Raw genomic sequence first — 23,073 nt, 5'->3', positions numbered from 1 at the left:
GTAACTTCCGAGCGGCGCGCATCGAGCGCGCGGCTGTCAGGTGGCGGTGCTTGGCGCGGCGCCCGGGCGGGCGCCCGTCGCTCAGGCGATCACGAACATCGGTTCGTCGAATTCCACCGGCTGACCGTTCTCGATCAGGATGGCCTTGACGGTGCCGGCCACGTCGGCCTCGATCTGGTTGAACATCTTCATCGCCTCGATGATGCCCAGCGTCTCGCCGGCCGCGACCTGCTGGCCGACCTTGACGAAGGCCGGGGTGCCCGGCGTGGCGGAGGCGTAGAACGTGCCGACCATCGGTGCCTTGACCACGTGTCCAGCCGGCAGCGCATCCACTGCCGGCGATTCAACGGCGGCCGCTGCCGGTACGGCGACCGGCGCGGCAGCAACCGGCACAGCGGCCACGGGTGCGGCAGGTGCCGGGGCGGGCGCGGCGTTTTTCGGCACGCGCGACAAGCGAACGACTTCTTCGCCTTCCTTGATTTCCAGCTCGGCGAGATTGGACTCTTCGAGCAGATCGATCAGCTTTTTGATTTTGCGCAAATCCATCGGATCAGCCTTTTGTCTGTCGCACCATCGCATTGGCGCGTGGGGAGGGGGAAAACTGGCTTGCGGCCTTGGTCGTACAGTCACTATGAGGTCGTACGGTCAGTTGAATCGTCGTGGCATTACTTCGGTACGTCCGGCGCGCTGGCGGCCGACGCGTGCAGCCGGTGGATCGCCGCTTCCAGCGCCAGCCGATAGCTGTCGCCGCCGAAGCCGCAGATCACGCCCACCGCGATATCCGACAGGTACGACTGATGCCGGAACGGCTCGCGCGCGTGGACGTTGGATAGATGCACTTCGATAAACGGGATCGCCACCGCCATCAGCGCGTCGCGCAGGGCGATGCTGGTGTGAGTGAAGGCGGCGGGGTTGAACAGGATCAGCGCCGTGCGATCGTCGCGACCCTGCTGGATGCGGCCGATCAGCTCGTGCTCGGCGTTGGACTGGAACCAAGCCAGCTCGTGTCCCGCTTCCTGTGCCCGTTCGGCCAGCTGCTGATTGATGTCGGCCAAGGTCTGACGGCCATAGATGTCCGGCTCGCGCGCGCCCAGCAGATTGAGGTTGGGTCCGTGCAGGACAAGAATCTTCGCCACGTTGCACCCACGGTCGCGCCCGGATATCCGGAATCTGCGAAGTCTGCCCGCAGACGGGTCTATTGTCCAGTTCGCTGACGATCGGCGATGTTTGGCGGAGAAGTGAAAGTTTCCCGTGCGCGGGCGTATGCCGGGCGAGGATTCAGGGCTTGCTGTCCGGTTTCAGCCAGGCGGCCATCTCCGCGTCGGACAGCGCGCCGGTATGCGTGGCCAGCACGCGGCCATCCGGCCCCAGCAGCACGCTATAGGGCAGCACGGCGGTGGTATCGCCGAATTGCTGCGAAGTGCTCGGCTCATTGAGGTCGCCAAGGAGAATCGGATAGTGCGGCGGATGCGCGGCAAGAAACGCGCGTGCCATGGCCGGGTCGTCCATCGCAATGCCGATCACGATGGCACCCGGTTTGGCGGTCGTGCCGCCACCGAACCGGGCCTGCGCGCGATCGAGCGCGGGCATTTCGTCGAGGCAGGGTCCGCACCAGCTGGCCCAGAAATTCAGCAGCACGCGGTGACCGCGGTAGTCGCTCAGCGCGTGGGTCTTGCCGTTGAGATCGGGCAGGCTGTCGACGGGCGCGGGCTGGCCGATGATCGACGCATCTGGCTGGCGCTGGCGATGCTCGATGTAGCCGCCGGCGCCCGCGGCCAGCACGGCCATGCCGAGGATGAACCAGTTCGTTCGCGTCATTTTTTACTGCGCCGCCGCGGTCAGCGCCTGCTCGACCATCGAGGGCGTGAGCACGGTCGACAGCTGGTTGCCCGGCCCGCCGTGTTTCGGGAACACCACATACAGCGGCACGCCGGGCGAGTGGTACTGCTGCAGAAACGCGCTGATGGTCGGGTTGACGTCGGTCCAGTCGCCTTTCATGTAGACCGCGCCGGTGCGCTTGAGAAGGTCGCGGAACGCGTCCGTATCCAGCACGGTGTGCTCGTTGGCCTTGCAGGTGACGCACCAGTCGGCGGTCATGTCGACGAAGACCGGCGTATCGGAGGCGCGCAGCGAGGCGAGCTTCTCCGGCGTGTAGGCGACCACGCCTTCCTGCGTCGCGGCGGCGGACGACTGCGGCGGCACGTGCGCCAGTAGATACAGCGGCACCAGCGTAGCGATGGCGAGCAGGGCGACAAAGACCTTGCTCAGCGCGCGTCCGTGGCGGCTGCGCTCGAACCACCACAGTGCCATCGCCAGCAGCACCATCGCCACCAGCACCAGGCCGACGGCGTCGGCACCGCGCTGGTGCGCCAGCACCCAGACCAGCCATACGGCGGTTAGGTACATCGGGAAGGCCAGCACCTCTTTCAGCGTTTCCATCCAGCGGCCGGGTCGCGGCAGCAGGCGGGCCAGCGCCGGCACAAAGCCGATCAGCAGAAACGGCAGCGCCAGGCCGACGCCCAGCATCAGAAACACCAGTAGCGCGGACAGCATCGGCGCGGCGAACGCATACGCCAGCGCGCTGCCCATGAACGGCGCGGTGCACGGGCTGGCCACCACCACCGCGAGCACGCCGGTGAAGAAATCGCCCGCCGGGCCCGAGCGCGAGGCCAGCGATGCGCCGGTATTGCCCAGCGAAGCACCGAACTGCACCACGCCCGACATCGACAGGCCAACGGCCAGCATCACGCAGGCCAGCACACCGACCAGCAGCGGCTGCTGCAGCTGCGAGCCCCAGCCCAGCGCGTGACCGGCCGAACGCAGCGCGAGAATGCCCAGGCCCAGCGCGGCAAAGCTGCTCATCACGCCAGCGCTGTAATACAACGCATGACGACGCGCTCTGGTGGCGCTCTCGCCGCTTTCGAGAATGCTCACCGCCTTGATGGACAGCACAGGCAGCACGCAAGGCATCAGGTTCAGCACCAGGCCACCGCCCAGCGCCAGCAGCAGCGCACTGACCAGGCTGATCTGCACCGCCATGCCGGCGATGCCGGCAGGCGGCATTTCCGGCGCCACTGCTGCAGCGCCTGGCGAAGCGCCGGCGCTGGCCAGATCGATCGTCAGCGTGCGATGCATCACCGGGTAGCACAGGCCACCGTCCTGACAGCCCTGAAAACTGGCGTCGAGCGCGAGCGACTGCCGCCCGGCGAGATCGCCGTCGACGGCCACTGGCAGCTCCAGCTGATCGAAATACACGGTGACGTTGCCGTACTTCGCATCCTGGTGCATCACGCCGGCAGGCCACGTCGGCTTCAGGGTCAGGCCCGGCGCATCGTGCGGCTGCAGCGTGGTCTGATCTTTGTAAAGGTAATAGCCCTTGGGCATGGTCCAGCGCAGCAGCAGATGGCCCGGCGAGCTGGCCAGCGCCTCCAGCCGGAACGCCTGCTCCGGCGGCAGCGGTCCGCTGCCGGCCGTCGGTGACTTGCCGCCCAGCGCGTGCAGGGCGTCGCCCAGCGAGCCGTTGTTTGACGCCGGTGTCGAGTCGGCGGACTTGGCCGCCCCAGCCGGCAGCGGCAGGTCGAGCTGTTCGGTGTGCGGCGGGTAGCAGATCTTCGGATCGACCTCGTGGCAACCCTGGTACTGCACGCTCAACGCCAGCCGCGTGGTGCCGGCGGCCACGGTGTACGGCACGCTGGCGTCGATGGCGTGGTGATAAATCTCCACGTCGCCCAGGTATTCGTCGTGATGCTTTTCGCCGTTGGGGAACTGCGGATCGCCCAGCGTAACGCCAGCGCCGGCCTTGAACTTCATGCGGCCGCGGTAGAGGTAGTAGTCCTGCGCCAGGGTCCAGTGGAGCTTCAATACGCCGGGCGTGGATGCATCACTGGTGAGCTTGTAGGCCTCGGTGACCGGCAGCAGATCGGCCGTGCTTTGCGAAAATACCGGCGCGGCGGCGAGCAGCAGGCCCAGCCAGAGCAGCGTGTTTATCAGCGCACGAACGGACCTTCGGCCGGCAAGCAGCAGTCTCATGACAACTCCAGCAATCGGGGCCTGCGGGGACAGGCGACTCGGCATTATGGCGTATTAGGCGCGCATGCAAGGCTGGCGTTTTCCATCTGCCGACTTGCGCTCCGGGTGCGATGCCGACCAACGACCGTGTGCAACTTTCAGCTAGTAGCACCTTCGGTTGAATCAGGCATTTCGCCAGCGCTTGGTCGGTTTGGCGGGGTGGGGCGGAGACTTGCGTTCAGATTCTTAATGTGATCGTTCGATGACGGCACCTTGAAAGCGGCGTCAAGGCCCCCAATCTGCTGTCCAGTCACCGGTTCAAGACGCTTGCACAGGATTTCTGCATCATTAAAATTAGCACTCATCGGAATCGAGTGCTAACAAGTCGCCGATCCGGGTCTTTGAAACCTCGTTCCATTTCACTAGCCAAGTTGGAGTCCACCCATGAGCACACTGCGTCCGTTGCATGATCGCGTCATCGTCAAGCGTCTCGAAGAAGAGCGCGTCTCGGCTGGCGGCATCGTCATCCCCGACAGCGCCACCGAAAAGCCGACCCGCGGCAAGGTCACCGCCGCCGGCACCGGCCTGATCCAGAAGGACGGCAGCGTGCGCCCGATGTCGGTAAAGGTGGGCGACACCGTCCTGTTCGGCAAGTATGCCGGCCAGGAAATCAAGATCGACGGCGAAGATCTGGTCTTCCTGAAGGAAGACGACATCGTGGCTGTGATTGAAGGCTGATTCGAGCGGGGGTCTGGGCGGGATGAGCGCGAATTGAAAAGCCGCGCACTCCAGTCGCCTTTGGCTCCTTTCCGTTGGGCTTTCGCAAGCGACAAACCTTACCTAATTTAATTTTTTTGAGGCAAAAAAATCATGGCAGCTAAAGAAGTACGTTTCGGCGAAGACGCCCGCGCCCGCATGCTGAAGGGCGTGAACACCCTGGCCAATGCGGTCAAGGTCACCCTCGGTCCCAAGGGCCGCAATGTCGTGCTCGAGAAGAGCTTCGGCGCCCCCACGATCACCAAGGACGGCGTGTCCGTCGCCAAGGAGATCGAGCTGGCTGACAAGTACGAGAACCTCGGCGCGCAGATCGTCAAGGAAGCCGCTTCCAAGACGTCCGACGTTGCCGGTGACGGCACAACCACCGCGACCGTGCTGGCCCAGGCGTTCATCCAGGAAGGCCTGAAGGCGGTTGCCGCCGGCATCAACCCGATGGACCTGAAGCGTGGCATCGACAAGGCCGTCATCGCCGCTGTCGGCGAGCTGAAGAAGCTGTCCAACCCGACCGCCGACGACAAGGCGATCGCACAGGTCGGCACCATTTCGGCCAACTCCGACACCAACATCGGCGACATCATCGCCACCGCGATGAAGAAAGTCGGCAAGGAAGGCGTGATCACGGTGGAAGAAGGTTCGGGTCTGGAGAACGAGCTCGACGTCGTCGAAGGCATGCAGTTCGACCGCGGCTACCTGTCGCCGTACTTCATCAACAACCAGGCGTCGCAGCAGGTTGAGCTGGACGACCCGTACATCCTGATCCACGACAAGAAAGTGTCGAACGTGCGCGAGCTGCTGCCCGTGCTGGAAGCCGTCGCCAAGGCCGGCAAGCCGCTGCTGATCGTCGCCGAGGAAGTCGAGGGCGAGGCCCTGGCCACGCTGGTCGTCAACACCATCCGCGGTATCGTCAAGGTCGCCGCCGTCAAGGCGCCGGGCTTCGGTGATCGTCGCAAGGCGATCCTTGAAGACATCGCCGTGCTGACCAATGGTCAGGTCGTTTCCGAGGAAGTGGGCCTGTCGCTGGAGAAGACCACGATCGGCGATCTGGGTCGCGCCAAGCGCATCGTCATCACCAAGGAAAACACCACGATCATCGACGGTGCTGGCGAAGCGGAGAAGATCCAGTCGCGCATCGGCCAGATCAAGGCGCAGATCGAAGAGACCTCGTCCGACTATGACCGCGAGAAGCTGCAGGAGCGCGTGGCCAAGCTGGCCGGCGGTGTTGCCGTGATCAAGGTCGGTGCCGGCACCGAGATCGAAATGAAAGAGAAGAAGGCCCGCGTCGAAGACGCCCTGCACGCCACGCGCGCAGCCGTCGAAGAAGGCGTGGTCCCCGGCGGTGGCGTGGCCCTGATTCGCGCACTGAAGGCTGTCGAAGGCCTGAAAGGCGACAACACCGATCAGGACCTGGGCATTGCCATCACCCGCCGCGCGCTCGAAGCGCCGCTGCGTGCGATCGTGTCGAACGCCGGCGAAGAGCCGTCCGTGATCCTCAACAAGGTCAAGGAAGGCACCGGCAACTTCGGCTACAACGCCGCCACCGGCGAGTTCGGCGACATGGTTGAAATGGGCATCCTCGATCCGACCAAGGTCACGCGTTCGGCCCTGCAGCACGCCGCATCGGTTGCGGGTCTGGCGATCACCACCGAGGCGATCGTTGCCGAAGTGCCGAAGAAAGACGACGGCCATGGCCACGGCGGCGGCGCGCCGGGCGGCATGGGCGGCATGGGCGGTATGGACTTCTAAGTCCCTTGCACCCGCGCGATCACTGCTGATTGCGCGGGTGCAAAGCGGCCCTACGAGGCCGCACTTCTCAGTAAAAGTGTTTGCAACAAAAAAACCCCGCTTCGGCGGGGTTTTTTTTGAACGAGAAAAATATTGGCTGCGATTCTATGGTCGGTAGACTGAAGGCTAGCGGGTTATTGCTGCAATACTTCTGTGGTGGATGCGTGACGCATCCGTCAGAGATAGGGATGCCTGACATGCTTATTCTTTACACTACCGAAGACGGCCGCAGCGAGATCCAACTGCGCGCGGCACATCAGACTGTGTGGCTCAGTCAGCGCGATATGGCGCAGTTATTCGATGTCAGCCAGGACAACGTCGGCCTGCATCTCAAGAACATCTACGAGGACGGTGAGTTGATCCGGGAGACAACTACCGAGAAGTCCTCGGTAGTTCAAACCGAGGGTGGCCGCCGAGTTAAGCGCCCGCTGACGCTTTATAACCTCGACGCCATCCTGGCCGTGGGCTACCGCGTGCGCTCGCCGCGTGCCGTGCAGTTTCGTCGATGGGCTAGCAGTGTGCTCAAGGAGTATCTGCTCAAGGGTTTTGTCATGGATGACGAGCGACTCAAGAACCCTGACGGCCGCCCCGATTATTTCGACGAGATGCTGGAGCGCATCCGCGACATCCGAGCGTCGGAAAAACGCTTTTACCAGAAGGTGCGCGACCTGTTCGCGCTCAGCGTGGACTACGACACGACGGACCGCACCACCGGCGAGTTTTTTGCCACCGTACAGAACCTGCTTTTATTTGCCGTAGCAGGCAAGACGGCCGCGGAAATCATTACAGCGCGCGCCAATTCCGACGACCGACATTTTGGTCTGCGAACCTGGAAGGGTGCGAAAGTACGCAAGCAAGACGTGGTCGTCGCCAAGAACTATCTGACGGAAGACGAGATCGATACGCTCAACCGGCTCGTGGTGATTTTTCTAGAAACTGCCGAGCTGCGCACCAAGAGCCGCCGCGAAATCCGGATGAGTTTCTGGAAAGAGAACGTTAGTCAGATCATTACCTCCAATGGCTTCCCTTTGCTGACCCACGCCGGTTCCGTCAGTCAAGCGCAGATGGAGCAAACCACTTTCACGCGCTACGCCGAGTTCGACCATCGGCGCCGGCGGCAGGATGCATTGGACGCCGACCGGGCCGATGAAGCCCAGCTCAAAGCTCTCGAACAGAAACTTACCCGACGCCCGAAACAATAAATGCCCATGAGAGAACGCATTCAAGCCCTCGATATTTCCGAAGCAAAAAGTCCCGAGATGCGTGTATCGCTGAATGCGTTGCGGCGTGCGGCAGCCCTGGCACGACAAACTGCTATCCAGACAGATACCAACCTTGTGGTCGTGAATGATGGAGAAGTGGTGCTGATATCTGCCGATCAGCTGCGCCGAGGTGCGCGCGAGGAGAAAGCTGCCTGAGGCAGGGACGATAAACCCAAACCCGGTACTACCTTCTGAGGCATCGCCGACAAGCTGCGCGGCGGTATGGACGCGGAAGGCGACGCGACTGAATGCTGGCCTTCCCGTTTTTGAGCTACCTCTCTGATAACTACGAAGCCGCAGCGTGCCGAGAGCTAAGCTGCGATTAGCCAGCGGTGGAAACGGAGGATCGACGCGCGCCACTGGCAGTGTGGTGTTCCCACAAGGTCAACGTAACAGCCAGCTGTTGAAGATCGTTGGGGAAATTGCCAAAGGGCTAGCGCCGCTTTCCCCCGCCAGTAACCGCCTGGGCGATGCCGACGAGCATCTGATCGGACAGTTCCCGCGCCGTATCCGGCAAGAACGCCGGCGAGTTCTATACGCCGCAGCCGATGTGCTGTTCATCAACGCTGCCGAGCACTTCGAAAAAGGCAAGCGTCAGAACCGCCTGCTGCCCGAGCACATCGACAAAATTGTGGATACTTATCGGGCGCGCTCAGAACAATCGCGCTATGCCCGTCGAGTGGACATGGCAGAAATCGAGCAGAACGATTTCAACCTCAACATCTCCCGCTATGTCAGCACCGCACAGGCTGAAGAAGAGGTCGATCTTTTTGCCGTGCACGAAGACTTGGAGAAGATCGAGCAGGAGCTGACGAAGGCAAAGCAGCGCCATAACGCGTTCCTCAAGGAACTGGGGCTGCCGCTTTTACCCTGAACATGGGTTTTGGAAACAGGGCAATCGTCGCTCGCTCTTGATGATCTTGCGGCGCTAGTAGAACAACGCAGCCGGTGCCGATGGCGGAGGCGATCCGGCATCGTCGCGCGCGATGCCGCTGGCTTGCGGTGTATCGATTTTCGGGAGCAGGTTGTCGAGCTTGCCGCTCATGCGCAGCTGGTCGACGCTGGACATCGCCTGATCGATGCGCTGTTCGTCGCCGGCTTCGGCCGGCGGCGGCGCGCCGGGCGCCTTGGTCAGTGATGCGAGCTGTGGGCCGACCAGGGTGGTCAAGGCGAAGTAAGGATCATCGTGGATGCCGGCCTGCTCCAGCAGCTTGCCGGGCAGCAGCCAGGCGGCGGTGTCGGTGCTGATAGGTTTGCCGTGCAGATTGTGCGGGTCGACCATCAGCCACGTGCCGGCCTGGCTCAGCATGTTCTGGCCGTCGACGAAGCCGGTGGTGCGGTAGCTGTCGGTCAAACCGGGCAGATGGTCGCCGTAGAACAGTACCAGGCTCGGACGATTGCGCTTGGCCAGCCAGGTGACCAGCCGGCCCAGCTCGGCGTCGGCGTGGCGCAGGTGATAGATGTAATTCTGCAGCTCGCGCTTGTCGATATCGGCCAGGCTGTTGGGCACGGGAATGGCGTCGCGTTCGTCGGCGTGCGCGGGCTCGACGTCGTACGGGCCGTGCGCCTCAATGCTGATGGCGAAGATGAACTGCGGTGGCCCGCTGTCCTTCATCTGCGCCATGATCTCGTCGGTCATCGCGCTGTCGGCCATGTATTTGCCGTCGTTTGCCGCATTGGCGGGAAACGCCGACTGCGACACGAAGCGATGGAAACCCAGCGCCTTGAACGCGGTGCTGCGGTTCCAGAAGGTTGGATCGTTGCCGTGCAGCGCCATGGTGTCGTAGCCGTGGCTGTTCAGTGTGCGCACCAGGCTGGGCACCGATTTCTTGTTCATCTGCAGATACGGAAACTGCAGGTTGTCGAAATAGCGCAGCGAGAGGCCGGTCAGCACTTCGAACTCGGTGCGGATGGTACCGCCGCCAAAGGTCGGCACGTGCAGCGGACCGCTGACGCCGTGTTCGGCCAGTCGCTTGAGGTTTGGCGTGAACTGGCTGTGCTCGTAGCCGCGCATGATGGTGGGATCGAAAAACGATTCGCTCTGGATCACCACGATGTCGGGCAGGTCGTGCCCGTCCGCTGGCGTCTGCATGTACTGCTTCATCGCTGCCGCCGACTGATCGATCAGCTGGCTTGCCGCGACGTGATCGGGCTTCTGCTTGTTTTTGCCATTCTGCAGTTGAAACATCACCAGCGAGCTGATCATTCCGGCGTGCGCGCTGGTGGACGCGGCCGACCAGGGCTCCATCCACAGCACGTGGCCGTTGTAGATTCGGCCCCACGGCGATGCGCCGATCAGCAGGCTGACCAGCAACGCGGCCAGCACGCTACCGGACAGCAGCCGTTTGCCGCCGGTGCGGCGGGTGAACAGCGGCGGCTCGAAGCGCCATATCGCCACCACCAGCGCCACGGCGACCAGCATGCCCAGATACGGCCATGGGCTGTGCGGCAGATAGCCCAGCAGCAGGTGCGCGCCGCCGCGGCGCAGCTGACCCACCATGCGGAAATCATCGGGCAGCAGCGGTGTGCCGAGGTTGGCAACCTTCAGCGTATTCACCGCATAAAAAACGCCCTGCAGCAGAAAGGCCAGCCCGAACGACAGCAACAGCCGGCGCGTCAGCACCAGCAGCACGCCGGCCAGCAGCAGGCCCGCCAAAGCATTGGCCACGGCGAAACGCGGCTGCTGCAGCCACTGCGACGGCGCCACGCCCGGGCCGCCGTCCAGCAGGCTGGTCAAAACAATGAAAATGATGGCCGCAAACAGCACCCAGCCCGCGCGCACGGCAAGCGAACGAGCGGGGCGGACTGGCTTGGAGGCATTCAACGGCATGACAGTCCTGCGCTTGCTGACATGGTTTGGACACGAAAATGTAATCGAGCGCAGATGAACCCAGTGTGGGTGACCACGTGCCGAGGCTGAACCGAATTGGAGCGTAAACGCGCCGGCTGCCGGCCCGGTTTACAGATAACCGGCGGACTCGGCTCGCTCGTTGACCCGCCGACCCGGTTTCGTACGGCACAATGCGGCGATGTCTGCCCAAGAATCCCTCGCGCTGCGCGCCCTGATCGACGATCGTTACGGCGATCTGCTTGCCCGCTGCCGCGCCGCTGGCCTTGCCGTTCAGCACGACGACCAGGCCACGAGGCGCATCCGCCGGACGCTGCTGGCCAGCGACTTCGCCTTCGACGTGTGGTCGCGCCAGCCGGAACTGCTGTCGCCGGCCGGGCTGGCGCGTCTGCATGACACAAGCGCGGCAGACGCCCGCGTCGACGACTTGAAGCTGCCGGATGACGAGGCACGCAGTCTCAGGGTGCTGCGCCGTTTTCGCCACGCCGAGGCGCTGCGCCTGGTATTTCGCGACGTCAATCAGCTCGATGCGTTGCCCGAGACGCTGTCGGCCACCAGCGCGCTTTACGAAGTGCTGCTCGGCGTGGCGCTGGCCTGGTCCGAACGTGCGCTGGCCGTGCGCTACGGCCACAGTCGCGATCAGGACGGCGAGCTGCAGCGCATGGTCGTGGTCGGCTTCGGCAAGCTCGGCGGCAGCGAGCTGAATTTTTCGTCCGACATCGATCTGGTACTGGCCTATCCGCAGGGCGGCCAGAGCGACGGCGCGCGGCCGCTGGACAACAGCGAATACTTCGTGCGGCTGGGGCGCCAGCTGGTGCGCCTGTTGAACGAGCCGACGATGGACGGCATCTGCGCGCGGGTCGACCTGCGCCTGCGCCCGTTCGGCAACGCCGGTCGGCTGGCGCTGTCGTTCGGCGCGATGGAGCAGTACTACCAGAGCGAGGGCCGCGACTGGGAGCGCTACGCCTGGATCAAGGCGCGCCCGGTCGCCGGCGATCGCGCGGCCGGCGAACAGCTGGAGGAGCTGCTGCGGCCGTTCGTCTATCGCAAGTACCTCGACTACACCGCGTTTGCCGGCCTGCGCGAAATGAAGGCGCTGATCGATGCCGAGGTCGTGCGCAAGGATCTGGCCGACAACCTCAAGCTCGGTCCCGGCGGCATCCGCGAGATCGAATTCATCGTGCAGCTGACCCAGCTCATTCGCGGCGGGCGTGAACCCAGCCTGCGCGTGCGCGGCCTGCTGCCGGCGCTGGCCGAATGCGAAGCCCGCGGGCATATTCACGCCGCGCGCGCGAGCCTTTTGCGCGACGCCTATGTGCTGCTGCGCCGGGTGGAGAACCGCGTGCAGATGCTGCGCGATGCGCAGACGCACGATATTCCGGATGACGATGTGAGCCGCGAACGCATCGCGCTGAGCCTGAGGTATGCCGACTGGCATGCGCTCGATGCGGCGCTGGCCGAGCATCGTGTCAACGTCAGTGAGGAATTCGCCGCGGTGCTGATGCCGCAAGGTGGCCGCGCAGCCAGCGTGCCGGTGCAGGACATGCTGCTGTGGCAAAAGGCCTGCGATGAATCGCTCGACGCCGCCACGCTGGAGGCTTCCGGCTTTACCCACGGTGCGGAGCTCGCCGATGCGCTGCTGAAACTGCCGCAGGCGGCCGCCGTGCGCGCCATGTCGGTGCGCTCGCGCGAACAGCTCGATCATCTGATGCCGCAGCTGCTCGACGCGGCGCGACGCAGCGCGGCGCCGGTGCCGTGTCTGCTGCGCCTGTGCCGGCTGATGCAGGCGGTGGCGCGGCGCTCATCGTATCTGGCGCTGCTGGAGGAGCAGCCCGGTGCGCGCAAGCGGCTGGTGCAGCTGTTCGCCGACAGCGCGTTTCTGGCCGAGCGCGTCATCGCACAGCCGCTGCTGCTGGATGACGTGCTCGATCCGCGCATCGATCAACTGCCGTTCAAGCGCGCCGACATCGTCGCCGAGATCACCCGCGTGCTGGCGACGCTGGACGAACGCGAGGCCGAGGCCGAACTGGAGCGCATCAATGAATTCAAGGCCTCGACCGCGTTCCGGCTCGGGCTAGCCTTCAACGACGGTCGGGTGGATGCGGTCGCGACGGCGCGACGGCTGGCGACATTGGCCGAATCGGTCGTGATTGCGGTGACTGCGCTGTCCGAGCGCGAGCTGATGGTCAAGCATGGCCGGTTGCCGGGCTTGGGCTCGGGCTTTGCCGTGCTCGGCTACGGCAGCATGGGCGGCAAGGAGCTCGGCTTCGCGTCAGACCTCGATCTGGTGTTTGTTTACGACAGCCGCCGCGCGAGCCTGTTGAGCGACGGCGATCGGCCGCTCGAAGGCGTGCGCTGGTATCAGCGCCTCGCGCAGCGCGTATTGAACTGGCTTACGGTGCTGACCCGCGCCGGCCGACTCTATGAAGTCGACGCGCGGCTGCGGCCGGACGGTTCCAAGGGTCTGCTGGTGAGCAGTCTGGACACGTTTGTCGCCTATCAAAAAAGCCGCGCCTGGACCTGGGAGCATCAGGCGCTGCTGCGGGCGCGGCCGGTGGCCGGCGATGCGGCGCTCAACGAGGATCTGGCGCAGGTGCGTCGCGATATTCTGTCCGTGCCACGCGATCACGCGACGGTCTTTGCCGAAGTCAGCAGCATGCGCCAGCGCTGGCGCGCCGAGCGCGATCGCTCCGATGCGCACCAGCTCGATTTGAAGCAGGGCCACGGCGGTTTGCTCGATATTGAATTTCTGCTGCAGGGGCTTGTGCTGGCGAACGCCGCGCAGTACCCGGAGCTGCTGGAAGTTACCGCAAACGCGGCGATGATCGAAGCCTGCCGCGGGGCAGGGCTGCTCGATGCCAACCAGGCAGCGATACTGACCGTCGCGCACGCCGATCTGCTGCAGCGCTCGCTCACTTGCACGATGGATCTGCGCTCACGCCTGGCGCCTCGCGATGCGGAGCTCGGGCAGGTCTGCGCCGGCGTGCGAGATGTGTCAGAAGCGTTGGGCTTTCAGTTCGGCTGAAGCGCGTTTTTTAATCAATGCAGCGCTCGAGGGAGCGGCCGAGCGAGCGTCACGATAGCGCCTGCCGCGCCCGGACGCGTCGGCACAGCTCGTCGGCCAAGGCCGCGGTTTCGCGCAGCGGCGGCGCTGAACGGGCGGAGTCGGCATCGATATCGAGCAGCAGGCCAGCGTCGCGCAGGGCCGCATGAAACCGTTCGATTTTTGCCGGCAGTGGCGCCATGGCAAACGTATGTACCGGGCACCCGACCGCGCAGGCTTCGCTGAGCATGTTGACCGAGTCGGGCGTCACCACCAGGCGGTCGGCCCAGCCCAGCACGCCGGGGTAGGGATTGGGGCCATCGTCGTGCCCGGCCCAGATCAGTCCCGGAACGTTCCCGAACGCCTGGCGGAAAACGTCGATCAGGGCGGCTGGCGTGCGACGCGAGGCCAGCACCAGCAGGCTGCCGCCCTCGCGCCGATGCCGATCGAGCAGGTGGCCGACCAGCCGTTGCGCGTAATCGGCGTCGAGTGGCATGCCCTTGCGCGGGCCTCCGAGCAGGACGCCCACGCGCGGCTGCGGCAGGTCGGCCAGCGCCGGGCAGGATTCGCGCCCGTCGGCCAGCCAGCCGTCGTCGATGGTGTTGAGCGAGCCCATCGGCGTCAGCACGTTGGCGCCATGCAGCTGATCGTGCAGCGGCGCGATCACCGCATCCCAGTGCGCCGGAGCGATTCGGGGATCGAGAATCTGCACCGTGTAACAGCGCGCCTGCGAAAGCCCGCGCAGCTGCCGCGTGAATAGTGCAGCAGCGCGCCCACATCCAATCGCCACGTCCGGCCACGGCGGCACAAACAGACGCTGCTGATCCGCACGCAGCGCCAGGGCGCCGCCGAGGGAAAGGCGCGGTGCCAGCCATGACCACGGCGGGCGCGGTTCGAGGATCAGATGGCGTACCGGCAGACCCAGCCGTTCGGCCAGCGCCCAGGCCTGGCGCTGGTTGCCAGCGGCACTGTCGGTAATCGCCCAGCATTCACCGCGCAGTTTCAGCATGGTCGGCGGCGCGGCATTGTTTCCCCTGCGAGCACAGTACGTTCCTCAAGCCCATGATCTGTTGGTAACGCCACACCTATACACTGAACGCCTACCGCGCCGTAACGGTGCACAGTGACGACAGAGGATACCGATGAGCCAGACACTTTCCGAGGCCGCCCTCGACCAGCTCTTTCGCGAGGCCCGCACGTTCAACGCGTGGCTGCCCAAGGACGTCAGCGACGAACAGCTGCATCAGCTGTACGAGCTGACCAAGTTTGCGCCGACCAGCGCCAACGCCTCGCCGATGCGCGTGGTGTTCGTAAAGTCGAAAGAGGCCAAGGCCAAGCTGGCACCGTTTCTGTCCGAAGCCAATCGCGCCAAGACGGCGGAGGCCCCGGTCACCGCGATCATCGGCAGCGACCAGGCCTTCTACGAAAAGCTGCCGAAGCTTTTCCCGCACGCCGATGCGCGTAGCTGGTTTGTCGGCAATCAGGCCATGATCGAGGCCACGGCGTTCCGCAACTCCAGCCTGCAGGGTGCGTACCTGCTGATGGCGGCGCGTTCGCTCGGCCTGGACTGCGGACCGATGTCCGGCTACGACCAGGCCGGCGTCGATGCCGCCTTCTTTGCCGGCACGTCGATCAAGTCCAACTTCCTGATCAACATCGGTTACGGCGACGCCAGCCGCAATATGTTCCCGCGCAGCCCGCGGCTCTCGTTCGACGAGGCATGCACCATCGCCTGATCGCCGAGCGCCGCAATACCGATCTCAAATCGTCCTTTCAAGCTCTCACCTCTCCCAGGAGATACTCCATGCGCACTCTTCGTTTTCTCGCCATCGCCGGTTTGCTCGGCGCCGCTGTCTCCTCGGCTCAGGCCGCGCCGGTCACCTATCAGCTCGACCCGGGTCATACGATGGTGCTGTTCACCTGGAACCATTTCGGCTTCTCCAACCCCACCGCCGACCTGCCGCTGGGCAGCGGCACCCTGGTGTACGACGAGAAGCAGCCGTCCAAGTCCAGTGTGGAAGTGACGCTGCCGCTGGCCAATCTGGATACCCACGTCAGCGCGCTCGATGAGCACCTGAAAAAGCCGGATTTCTTCGACGCCGCCAAATATCCGGACGTGACCTTCAAGAGCACCAAGGTGCAGCCGCTCGGCGGCGACAAGTTCAAGGTGACCGGCGACTTGACCGTGCACGGTGTGACCAAGTCGGTCGTGCTGGATGCCAAGCTCAACAAGGTCGGCGAGCATCCGATGAAGAAAGTGCAGGCGATCGGCTTCGACGCTACCGGCACGCTGAAGCGCTCGGATTTCGGCGTCGCCGCCTACGTGCCCAACGTCAGCGACGAGATCAAGATCCACATCACCACCGAAGGCGCGGTCGCCCCGGCCAAGTAAGCCGATATCTCCCCCGGTTGGTTGATTCCGACCCGCGCCGGCAACGGCGCGGGTTTTCCATGTCTGGCGCACGGCCTGTCCGGTGCGAGCGCCGAGCCTGCTACCATTCGCCCCCTGTCAGATCGTCCGGAGTTCCTCATGTCGCGCCCTGTTTCTGCCGTGCCGCTGGTGCCGGCCAATGCCGAAAATCGTTACGAAGTGACGCGCGCCGACCTGCCGCTATCCTGCCCGATGCCCGGCATGGAGCTTTGGAATTCGCACCCGAAGGTTTATCTGCCTATCGTCGGTGACGACGGTGAGTCGGTGTGCGCCTATTGCGGCGCTAAGTACGTGCTGCGGGACTGACGGCAGGCATCGGCTCGCGGCGAGTGGCGGCACTGTTTTTGCATCACCTACGGGATGAAAGTCATTCGCCCAGAGTTTGCGCCAGGCGCCGCGGCGGCCGCCAAACGCCTCACCGTCGTCCAGCTGATTCCCCGCCTGCACGCGGGCGGTGCCGAGCGATCGACGTTGGAAATCGCGCGTGCGTTGGTAGAGGCGGGCCACCGCTCGGTAGTCATCTCTGCGGGTGGTCGAATGGCTGCGCAGCTGCAGGCCGAAGGCAGCGAGCACATCACGCTGGACCTTGCGCGCAAGTCGCTGCTCACGCTGGGGCGACTGGGCCGGCTTCGCCGTGTGCTGCGCGCCATACGACCGGACATCGTGCACGCGCGCTCGCGCCTGCCTGCCTGGCTGGGCTGGTGGGCCATGAAGGGCCTCGCGCCGCGGCCGCATTTCGTCACCACCGTGCACGGGCTCAATTCGCCCGGGCGGTACAGCGCGATTCTGCTGCGCGGTGAAAGGGTCATTGCGGTTTCACAGACCCTTCGGGATTACGTGCTGAGCCATTACCGGTGGCTCGAGTCAAGCCGCGTGCGGGTGATTCCGCGCGGTATCGACGCCGCTGCCTTCCCTTACGGCCACCGGCCGGACGATGCTTGGACAAAGGCGTTTTTCGCCGAATACCCGGCGCTTGCCGGCGCGCCCCTGCTCACGCTTCCGGCACGGGGGACCCGGCTGAAGGGTCATCACGATGCCATCGAGCTGCTGGCCGATCTCAAACGGCGCGGCATCGAGGCACGCCTGCTGCTGCTCGGTGTGGTGGAACCGGGGAGGGAGGACTACCTGGCCGAGCTGCAGGAGTTGATCCGGATGCGCGGCGTGACCTCGCAGGTGGTGCTGACGCCCTCGCGCAGCGACGTCCGCGACATCTATGCGGTGTCCACGCTGGTGCTGCAACTGTCCAACAAGCCCGAGTCGTTCGGCCGCACGGTGATCGAGGCGCTGTCGCTCTGTCGGCCGGTGCTCGGGTACGCGCACGGTGGCGTCGGCGAACTGCTGGCCGAACTGTATCCAGCCGGCCGCGTCCCGCCCGGAGATCGCGAGAAGCTGGTGGACCGCGCAGCGGAACTGCTGCGCGTCGCGCCGCCGATCGCTCCGCTACAAAGCTATCGACTGGTGGATATGCAGCAAGCCACGCTGGCGCTGTACGCGGAAGTCGCCGGCAGCTGAACCCGGTCTCCGTCTGCCTGGTCGCCTACAATGCGGCATTGAATTCATCGCGGCTGATTGCATGATGTCCATTGGCTCCACGCTCAAGGCCGCGCTGCGCTCGCCGCTGCTGCCGTTCTGGCTGGTAGTGGCGCTGTTGCCGGTGGGGCGCAGTTCGGAGCTGGGCACGGTGCTTTGCCTGCTCGGCGTCATCATGCTCTTTGCCAGGCATCCTCACGCGCTGCGGGAAAATGGTGCCGCGCGCCTGTTGCTGTGGTTGCTGGCAGCGTACGTCGGCGCGGCGCTGATATCTGCTTTTGATTCGGTGATGCCCGGCAAGAGCTGGGGCACGGTGGCGGCGGTTCTGCGGTACGTTCCGCTTGGCCTTTACGCCTGCTTTGCGATCCGCCGCATCGAGAAGCTCCAGACGTTCTACGACAGTGTGGCCGGGGTGGTCGCGTTCTGGGCCGCCGATGCCTGGGTTCAGGCCCTCACCGGCTGGAGCCTGGGCGGTCACGCCGAGGCCGAACGTATCTCCGGCATTTTCGGCGCCGCCAATCTCAAGCTGGGACCGACCTTGGCGGTGCTGTCGCCTTTCGTGCTCTGGGCGGCGTCGCGGCGATGGGGCTTGCCTGGGCTGATGCTGTCTTTCGTTTTTTTGCTCGGGCCGGTGCTGCTGGCCGGATCGCGCGCGGCCTGGATCTGCTACGCCCTGGTCGCTGTGGCTTTTGTCTGGCGTGAAGCCCGAACTCCCGCGCGATTCATCGGGTTCGGCGCGCTCGTCGCCGTCGCGCTAGTGCTGGCCGGCGCCGTCGCGTGGAAAACCTCCGAACGCTTCCACGACCGCATGGACCGCACTCTGGTCGCGCTGCATGGTGACCCGCAATCGGTGGATACGGCACTTAGCGGAAGGTTGGATATCTGGCACGCCAGTGCCGCGATGATTGCCGCGCATCCCGTCAACGGCGTGGGCGTGCGCGGGTTTCGTTACGCCTATCCGCATTTTGCACCGGCGAGCGACCATTTTGTCGTGGCTGAGTCGTGCGGCGATGGCGAAGGTGCCTGTCATCCCCACCAGCTGGTGCTGGAGATACTTTGCGAAACCGGTTCGGTGGGATTGCTGCTGTGGCTTGCGGGAGCCTGCCTCGCTTTCCGCGCGTGGCGAGACGTGGGACCGGCGGCGCGCGCGCGGGCATTTCCCGCGACGGTTGCCATCAGCGTGATGCTATTTCCCCTGAACACCCACCTCGCCTTCTATTCGGCTTGGTGGGGCCTGCTGTTTGGCTGGCTGCTGGGCCTGTGGTGTGCGTCGATGTTCGTTGAAACGATGGATGCAAGAAACGCTGCGGGCACGGCGGTCAGCCATGTCGCGTGAACCGCTTTCGGTGGTCGTCATCACGTTCAACAACGCTGATACGCTCGACGCGTGCCTGCGCGAAGTCGACTGGGCCGAGGAGATCATCGTGCTCGATTCCGGATCCACCGATACCACGACGCGCATTGCCGAAGCGCACGGTGCGCGCGTGTTCGAACATCCCTTCGATGACTACGGCCCGCAGAAGCAGCGCGCCTATGACATGGCCAGCTACGACTGGATACTCAATCTGGACGCCGATGAAATTCTTTCGCCGGGAACGCGCGAGATCATTGAAGCGGCCTTGATTGCCCCTGCTTACGCCGGTTTTCGCCTGCCGCGCCGCGAGCGCATGTTCTGGACCGTGCAGCACCGCCTGAGCTGGCGCAACGGACATCTGCGGCTTTTCGATCGGCGCCGTGGCGGCATGAACGAAGTCGAGGTCCATTCGGCCGTTGAGGTTCGCGGGCCGGTGAAAACTCTCCGCCGCGCCGATTTCGTCAACAACGGCGACAGCGACATCGCCACGCGAATAGAAAAGATCAACCGGTACACCACGGGCATGGTTGCCCACAAACTGCGCAAACGTCAGCGTTTCACGGGACTGCGCATGGTGTTTTACCCACCGGTCTTTTTTCTGCGCCAGTACATTGGCAAGCGCTACTTTCTGAACGGCTGGGCAGGCTTTATTGCCAGTGTCACCGGCGCTTTCTACGCGTTTTTGAAGTACGCAAAACTTCATGAGGCTAGGCGGCGGCGCCCCTACGATTGTAACTCACCGTGAATACCAAAACGGAATTTAGCAGGCTGGCCATCTGTTAAGCATAAATTCATGAAGGCTTGAGGTTTATTTTTTCGAATTAATCGTGGCGTGACCTTGACGTAATAAATTGCGACAAAGGGCAGGCATTTCTGGCTATTTCAACGCCAAAAAATCAAAACGCAATACCTTGCGAACTTGTTAAGCTCTTATATTCCGTTCGGTTATTTATTTAGTTAAAGATAACTTATTGCTTCTTATGGTTTTAATTTTTTTCCTGAGTTTAACGCTTAAATTTCGATGAATGCCATTGCAGGCCGAGAGCATGCGTTGCACACTCGGCAGCCTGGGTTGCTCCTGTTCGAGAAGTTGGGGAATTCACCGATAGATTGGGGACGCTGTGGCCCGGTGGGGCTCCAGAAAATTCTGTGTTACTCGCTGCCTATCTAGCTGATTTGGGTGAACAATTCAGAGCGGTATCGGCGTGGATTCATGTGGCAAAAAGGGCTTTTGATTGAAAAAGCGAGAGGTGGTACAGGGAAAAACCCGGGGAGGGCATTTGGGACTGTGCTGGCCAAGGGTTCAGCGTTGAAAAGTGATCCGGCAGTTGTGGCAAAAATTTTTGACCAACTTATTGATTAAGGGAGCTTCAACCATGAAACACGGGCATTTCATTCTCAGTGCATCCATCGCGACTGCTCTTGCAGGCGCGTCCGTTTTTTCACAACCGGCGCAGGCGCTTAGTTTCGCCGGTAACACCTCGGAGGCAGCGCGGGTCACCCAGACAGTCAACAACAACAATCTTTCCTTGATCGCCAGGACCCACCTTGGCTTCGTGGAAAGGAAGGCGCCAGTCAAGACGCTTGCCGACTCGGTGAAGATGAATCATATGCAGTTGATTCTCAAGCCCAGCGCTGCGCGTCAAGCTGCACTGGCGGGTCTTATTGCCGACCAGCACAACCCGAAATCCTCGCGCTTCCACCAGTGGCTGACACCGAAGCAGTTTGGTGAAAGCTATGGCGTAGCCGACAGTGACATCGCCGCCGTGACCTCTTGGCTGAAGTCGCAGGGCTTTACCGTCAACAACGTCTACCCAAACAAGACCCAGATTGACTTCAGCGGTACCTCCGGCCAGATCAAAAATGCCTTCCACACTCAGGAAGGCATTTATGAGGTCGGCCAGAACAAGGAACAGCACCTTGCCAATTCCGGTGATATCCAGATTCCGGCGGCGTTGAATGGTGTTGTAGCTGGTGTAATGGGCCTCAACGATTTCCATCCGAAAGCGTTGCGCCCCAAGCTCAAGACGGCGAAGTGGGATGCAAAGAAGAAAAGCCTCGTTCTGAATCAACCCGGTGTCTCGGCGAAAACGGGCGGGAAGAGCCAGGCCATCAACGTCGGTTACACCGGCTACAACCCGCAGGGTCAGATTCGCGCCCTGGTGCCGAATGACATGATGACCATGTACGGCATCCGCGATATTCGCGCCAACGGCGTGACCGGCAAAGGCATCACTATCGCGGTCGTAGAAGATAACAACATGATCCAGAGTGACTGGACCAACTTCACGTCGGTGTTCAATCTGCAGCAATACGGCGGCACATTTGCGTTGACGCACCCAGCGCCGATCGCGGGCACAAACAACTGCCTGGATCCCGACACGGTAAACACCCCCGGTACGAAGTACTACGACCCGGATGATGGCGAAACGCTGCTCGATGCAGAATGGTCTACCGCTATAGCTCCTGGCGCGAATATCGTGGTGGCAACTTGCGCTGATGCATCTCAAGCAAATGGAGTGGATCCAGAAACGACTAACTTCTTTGGTGGCGTCTATCTTGCCGCCGATAACCTGATCAATGCGGCGGACGGGAGTCGCCCGAATATCATCAGCGCCAGCTATGGCTATGGTGAATTTTTCACCGACTCGCCAAGCAAGTCGGCTATCGACCTGATGTGGGCACAGGCGGACGTCGAAGGTATTTCGGTGTTCGTTTCCACCGGTGATTCGGGCTCCAATCCCAGCTTCAACGGCGCGCTGATCAATGGCTACTACGGCGCAACCGGTGTCGACGCCAACTCGTTCGCGACCTCCCCAAATGTCACCGGCGTCGGTGGTACCGATCTGGCCGACATCATCGACGGCACCACCAGCCAGTATTTTGCCTCCACGCCAAGTGCAGTCGGTGGCACGGCATTGTCGTACGTGCCGGAGATTCCATGGAATCAATCCTGCGGCAACGGCGTGGCGGCCAAATCGCTCGGATACACCCGTCCCGTAGGTTTCTGCAATGACGCCATCCGCGCATCGTTCGGCACGGGTACGCCGGGCAATCCGGACGTGGCCACCTACTATTCGAAGGTCTATGAGACGTCCGAAGCTGGCAGCGGCGGTCCGTCGTCGGTCGATCGCAAGCCGGTGTGGCAGCGTCAGGTTTTCGGCGCCGCAAAAGATCAGTCGCGCGATCTGCCGGACGTGTCCCTGTTTGCCGGTTCGTTTGGTGACAATACCTTCGTGTCGGTCTGCTCTTCGCTCTACGTTTGCACACCCGACTTTACCTCGCCTACTTCGGATGCGCCCAATCCCGCCAACGTAGGATTGTCGGGCGGCACCTCGCTCGCTTCGCCGATGTTCGCCGGCATCCAGGCGCTGATCGATCAGGGTCTTTCTGATCGCGGCTTGGCTGCGAATCAGGGCAACGCGGCACCCACCTTGTACGCGCTTGCAGCCGATGAATACGGCGGCTCGGCAAGTGCAGGTAGCAGCCTCGCAACGTGCAATGCCGACAACGGCGCTACCGGCACGGACGGCTGCGTATTTCACAACGTGACGCGAGGCTCGATCTCGTCCGGTTGCTATAGCGTGACCTCGACACCGGGTGAGGGTTACTACAACTTCAACACCGAAAATTGCTATTTCTACAACACCACTCAAGGCGCGACGGATAAGGACGGAAATCCGGTTTACCTGAACTTTGGCCTCACCACGACGGATGCTGCGCCGACAAGCTATACGCCGTCGAACAAGGCGTACTCGGCACATCCGGGCTGGAGTTTTGCTGCCGGTCTTGGTTCCGTAAACACCAGGAACCTGCTGATCGCATGGCGCGCGTTCGTGGGTGCTCCCCCGATGCCACCGATAGCACCGAAGGCTGTGACGCTAAAGTAAGCAGAAGGCGGGCGACTTTCGGCACGGAAAGTGCCAAAAGCAAAACTACTGATCCCCGGTGGCTTGCCGCCGGGGATTTTTCATGTGCGAACGTGCTGCTCTGGAATTGACAGTTGGACGTAATCGACAACATGTCACGGACTAACTT

Annotated in this window: 20 protein-coding genes; 14 read left to right on the top strand and 6 right to left on the bottom strand. The window is 63.0% G+C overall.

Annotated elements, in window-relative coordinates; translation table 11 throughout:
• Positions 1-81 precede the first annotated feature (81 nt).
• From accB to ACDK93_RS16850, 4 genes are all read right to left on the bottom strand, one after another.
• Positions 82-546 carry an acetyl-CoA carboxylase biotin carboxyl carrier protein gene (accB, locus tag ACDK93_RS16865; RefSeq protein WP_458070148.1) on the bottom strand — a complete coding sequence of 155 codons (465 nt, stop codon included), beginning with the start codon at positions 544-546 and terminating at the stop codon, positions 82-84.
• 119 nt (positions 547-665) lie between these two features.
• Entirely contained in the window at positions 666-1,136 is a 471-nt protein-coding gene (gene aroQ / locus ACDK93_RS16860; RefSeq protein ID WP_458070147.1) for a type II 3-dehydroquinate dehydratase, read from the bottom strand.
• Positions 1,137-1,278: 142 nt separating this feature from the next.
• Positions 1,279-1,818, bottom strand: coding sequence for a TlpA family protein disulfide reductase (locus ACDK93_RS16855; protein ID WP_458070146.1), 540 nt, complete (start codon positions 1,816-1,818; stop codon positions 1,279-1,281).
• Between the two features lie 3 nt (positions 1,819-1,821).
• Complete coding sequence (locus ACDK93_RS16850) at positions 1,822-4,029, bottom strand: protein-disulfide reductase DsbD family protein (protein ID WP_458070145.1); 2,208 nt, start codon at positions 4,027-4,029, stop codon at positions 1,822-1,824.
• A 423-nt stretch (positions 4,030-4,452) separates the two neighbouring features.
• Between ACDK93_RS16850 and ACDK93_RS16845 the strand changes: the two genes are divergently transcribed.
• From ACDK93_RS16845 to ACDK93_RS16825, 5 genes are all read left to right on the top strand, one after another.
• On the top strand, positions 4,453-4,746 hold the full coding sequence (locus ACDK93_RS16845; protein WP_179480678.1) for a co-chaperone GroES: 294 nt from the start codon (positions 4,453-4,455) through the stop codon (positions 4,744-4,746).
• 132 nt (positions 4,747-4,878) lie between these two features.
• Entirely contained in the window at positions 4,879-6,528 is a 1,650-nt protein-coding gene (gene groL / locus ACDK93_RS16840; RefSeq protein ID WP_458070143.1) for a chaperonin GroEL, read from the top strand.
• A 236-nt stretch (positions 6,529-6,764) separates the two neighbouring features.
• A complete protein-coding gene (locus tag ACDK93_RS16835) occupies positions 6,765-7,769 on the top strand; it encodes a virulence RhuM family protein (protein WP_458070142.1) in 1,005 nt (334 codons plus the stop codon).
• Positions 7,770-7,775: 6 nt separating this feature from the next.
• On the top strand, positions 7,776-7,985 hold the full coding sequence (locus tag ACDK93_RS16830; RefSeq protein WP_458070140.1) for a hypothetical protein: 210 nt from the start codon (positions 7,776-7,778) through the stop codon (positions 7,983-7,985).
• Between the two features lie 145 nt (positions 7,986-8,130).
• Positions 8,131-8,703 (top strand): N-6 DNA methylase, encoded by a 573-nt coding sequence (locus tag ACDK93_RS16825; RefSeq protein ID WP_458070139.1) that lies wholly within the window; start codon positions 8,131-8,133, stop codon positions 8,701-8,703.
• Positions 8,704-8,757: 54 nt separating this feature from the next.
• Here ACDK93_RS16825 and ACDK93_RS16820 read toward each other — a convergent pair whose 3' ends face one another.
• Positions 8,758-10,659, bottom strand: coding sequence for an LTA synthase family protein (locus ACDK93_RS16820; protein WP_458070137.1), 1,902 nt, complete (start codon positions 10,657-10,659; stop codon positions 8,758-8,760).
• Positions 10,660-10,858: 199 nt separating this feature from the next.
• Here ACDK93_RS16820 and glnE point away from each other — a divergent pair, with 199 nt between their 5' ends.
• Complete coding sequence (glnE, locus tag ACDK93_RS16815) at positions 10,859-13,702, top strand: bifunctional [glutamate--ammonia ligase]-adenylyl-L-tyrosine phosphorylase/[glutamate--ammonia-ligase] adenylyltransferase (protein ID WP_458070136.1); 2,844 nt, start codon at positions 10,859-10,861, stop codon at positions 13,700-13,702.
• 49 nt (positions 13,703-13,751) lie between these two features.
• Here glnE and ACDK93_RS16810 read toward each other — a convergent pair whose 3' ends face one another.
• The gene (locus tag ACDK93_RS16810; protein ID WP_458070135.1) at positions 13,752-14,729 is read right to left on the bottom strand and encodes a mitochondrial fission ELM1 family protein; all 978 of its coding nucleotides are present in this window, start codon (positions 14,727-14,729) and stop codon (positions 13,752-13,754) included.
• A 133-nt stretch (positions 14,730-14,862) separates the two neighbouring features.
• Here ACDK93_RS16810 and ACDK93_RS16805 point away from each other — a divergent pair, with 133 nt between their 5' ends.
• From ACDK93_RS16805 to ACDK93_RS16770, 8 genes are all read left to right on the top strand, one after another.
• Positions 14,863-15,456, top strand: coding sequence for a malonic semialdehyde reductase (locus ACDK93_RS16805; RefSeq protein WP_458070133.1), 594 nt, complete (start codon positions 14,863-14,865; stop codon positions 15,454-15,456).
• A gap of 68 nt (positions 15,457-15,524) precedes the next feature.
• Positions 15,525-16,112 carry a YceI family protein gene (locus ACDK93_RS16800; protein WP_458070132.1) on the top strand — a complete coding sequence of 196 codons (588 nt, stop codon included), beginning with the start codon at positions 15,525-15,527 and terminating at the stop codon, positions 16,110-16,112.
• A gap of 138 nt (positions 16,113-16,250) precedes the next feature.
• Positions 16,251-16,457 carry a zinc-finger domain-containing protein gene (locus ACDK93_RS16795; RefSeq protein ID WP_458070131.1) on the top strand — a complete coding sequence of 69 codons (207 nt, stop codon included), beginning with the start codon at positions 16,251-16,253 and terminating at the stop codon, positions 16,455-16,457.
• Positions 16,458-16,511: 54 nt separating this feature from the next.
• Positions 16,512-17,663: a glycosyltransferase gene (locus ACDK93_RS16790; protein ID WP_458070130.1), complete on the top strand. Its 1,152-nt coding sequence runs from the start codon at positions 16,512-16,514 to the stop codon at positions 17,661-17,663.
• A 61-nt stretch (positions 17,664-17,724) separates the two neighbouring features.
• Positions 17,725-19,017: an O-antigen ligase family protein gene (locus tag ACDK93_RS16785; RefSeq protein ID WP_458070129.1), complete on the top strand. Its 1,293-nt coding sequence runs from the start codon at positions 17,725-17,727 to the stop codon at positions 19,015-19,017.
• Positions 19,007-19,780, top strand: a complete 774-nt coding sequence (locus ACDK93_RS16780; protein WP_458070128.1) for a glycosyltransferase family 2 protein — start codon at positions 19,007-19,009, stop codon at positions 19,778-19,780. Before ACDK93_RS16785 ends, ACDK93_RS16780 begins: the two co-directional genes overlap by 11 nt.
• A gap of 468 nt (positions 19,781-20,248) precedes the next feature.
• Positions 20,249-20,398, top strand: coding sequence for a hypothetical protein (locus ACDK93_RS16775; RefSeq protein ID WP_458070127.1), 150 nt, complete (start codon positions 20,249-20,251; stop codon positions 20,396-20,398).
• Between the two features lie 13 nt (positions 20,399-20,411).
• Entirely contained in the window at positions 20,412-22,925 is a 2,514-nt protein-coding gene (locus ACDK93_RS16770; protein ID WP_458070126.1) for a S53 family peptidase, read from the top strand.
• Positions 22,926-23,073: the final 148 nt, after the last annotated feature.

This window comes from Rhodanobacter sp. BL-MT-08 (assembly GCF_054161255.1).
Note: the sequence above shows the minus strand (reverse complement) of the source record. Positions and strands in the feature narration are given on the sequence as shown.

Coding starts and splice junctions, on each gene's coding strand:
- accB (WP_458070148.1), bottom strand. CDS start 546: ATGGATTTGCGCAAAATCAAAAAGCTGATCGATCTGCTCGAAGAGTCC.
- ACDK93_RS16855 (WP_458070146.1), bottom strand. CDS start 1,818: ATGACGCGAACGAACTGGTTCATCCTCGGCATGGCCGTGCTGGCCGCG.
- ACDK93_RS16850 (WP_458070145.1), bottom strand. CDS start 4,029: ATGAGACTGCTGCTTGCCGGCCGAAGGTCCGTTCGTGCGCTGATAAAC.
- ACDK93_RS16845 (WP_179480678.1), top strand. CDS start 4,453: ATGAGCACACTGCGTCCGTTGCATGATCGCGTCATCGTCAAGCGTCTC.
- groL (WP_458070143.1), top strand. CDS start 4,879: ATGGCAGCTAAAGAAGTACGTTTCGGCGAAGACGCCCGCGCCCGCATG.
- ACDK93_RS16835 (WP_458070142.1), top strand. CDS start 6,765: ATGCTTATTCTTTACACTACCGAAGACGGCCGCAGCGAGATCCAACTG.
- ACDK93_RS16830 (WP_458070140.1), top strand. CDS start 7,776: ATGAGAGAACGCATTCAAGCCCTCGATATTTCCGAAGCAAAAAGTCCC.
- ACDK93_RS16820 (WP_458070137.1), bottom strand. CDS start 10,659: ATGCCGTTGAATGCCTCCAAGCCAGTCCGCCCCGCTCGTTCGCTTGCC.
- glnE (WP_458070136.1), top strand. CDS start 10,859: ATGTCTGCCCAAGAATCCCTCGCGCTGCGCGCCCTGATCGACGATCGT.
- ACDK93_RS16810 (WP_458070135.1), bottom strand. CDS start 14,729: ATGCTGAAACTGCGCGGTGAATGCTGGGCGATTACCGACAGTGCCGCT.
- ACDK93_RS16805 (WP_458070133.1), top strand. CDS start 14,863: ATGAGCCAGACACTTTCCGAGGCCGCCCTCGACCAGCTCTTTCGCGAG.
- ACDK93_RS16800 (WP_458070132.1), top strand. CDS start 15,525: ATGCGCACTCTTCGTTTTCTCGCCATCGCCGGTTTGCTCGGCGCCGCT.
- ACDK93_RS16795 (WP_458070131.1), top strand. CDS start 16,251: ATGTCGCGCCCTGTTTCTGCCGTGCCGCTGGTGCCGGCCAATGCCGAA.
- ACDK93_RS16790 (WP_458070130.1), top strand. CDS start 16,512: ATGAAAGTCATTCGCCCAGAGTTTGCGCCAGGCGCCGCGGCGGCCGCC.
- ACDK93_RS16785 (WP_458070129.1), top strand. CDS start 17,725: ATGATGTCCATTGGCTCCACGCTCAAGGCCGCGCTGCGCTCGCCGCTG.
- ACDK93_RS16780 (WP_458070128.1), top strand. CDS start 19,007: ATGTCGCGTGAACCGCTTTCGGTGGTCGTCATCACGTTCAACAACGCT.
- ACDK93_RS16775 (WP_458070127.1), top strand. CDS start 20,249: ATGTGGCAAAAAGGGCTTTTGATTGAAAAAGCGAGAGGTGGTACAGGG.
- ACDK93_RS16770 (WP_458070126.1), top strand. CDS start 20,412: ATGAAACACGGGCATTTCATTCTCAGTGCATCCATCGCGACTGCTCTT.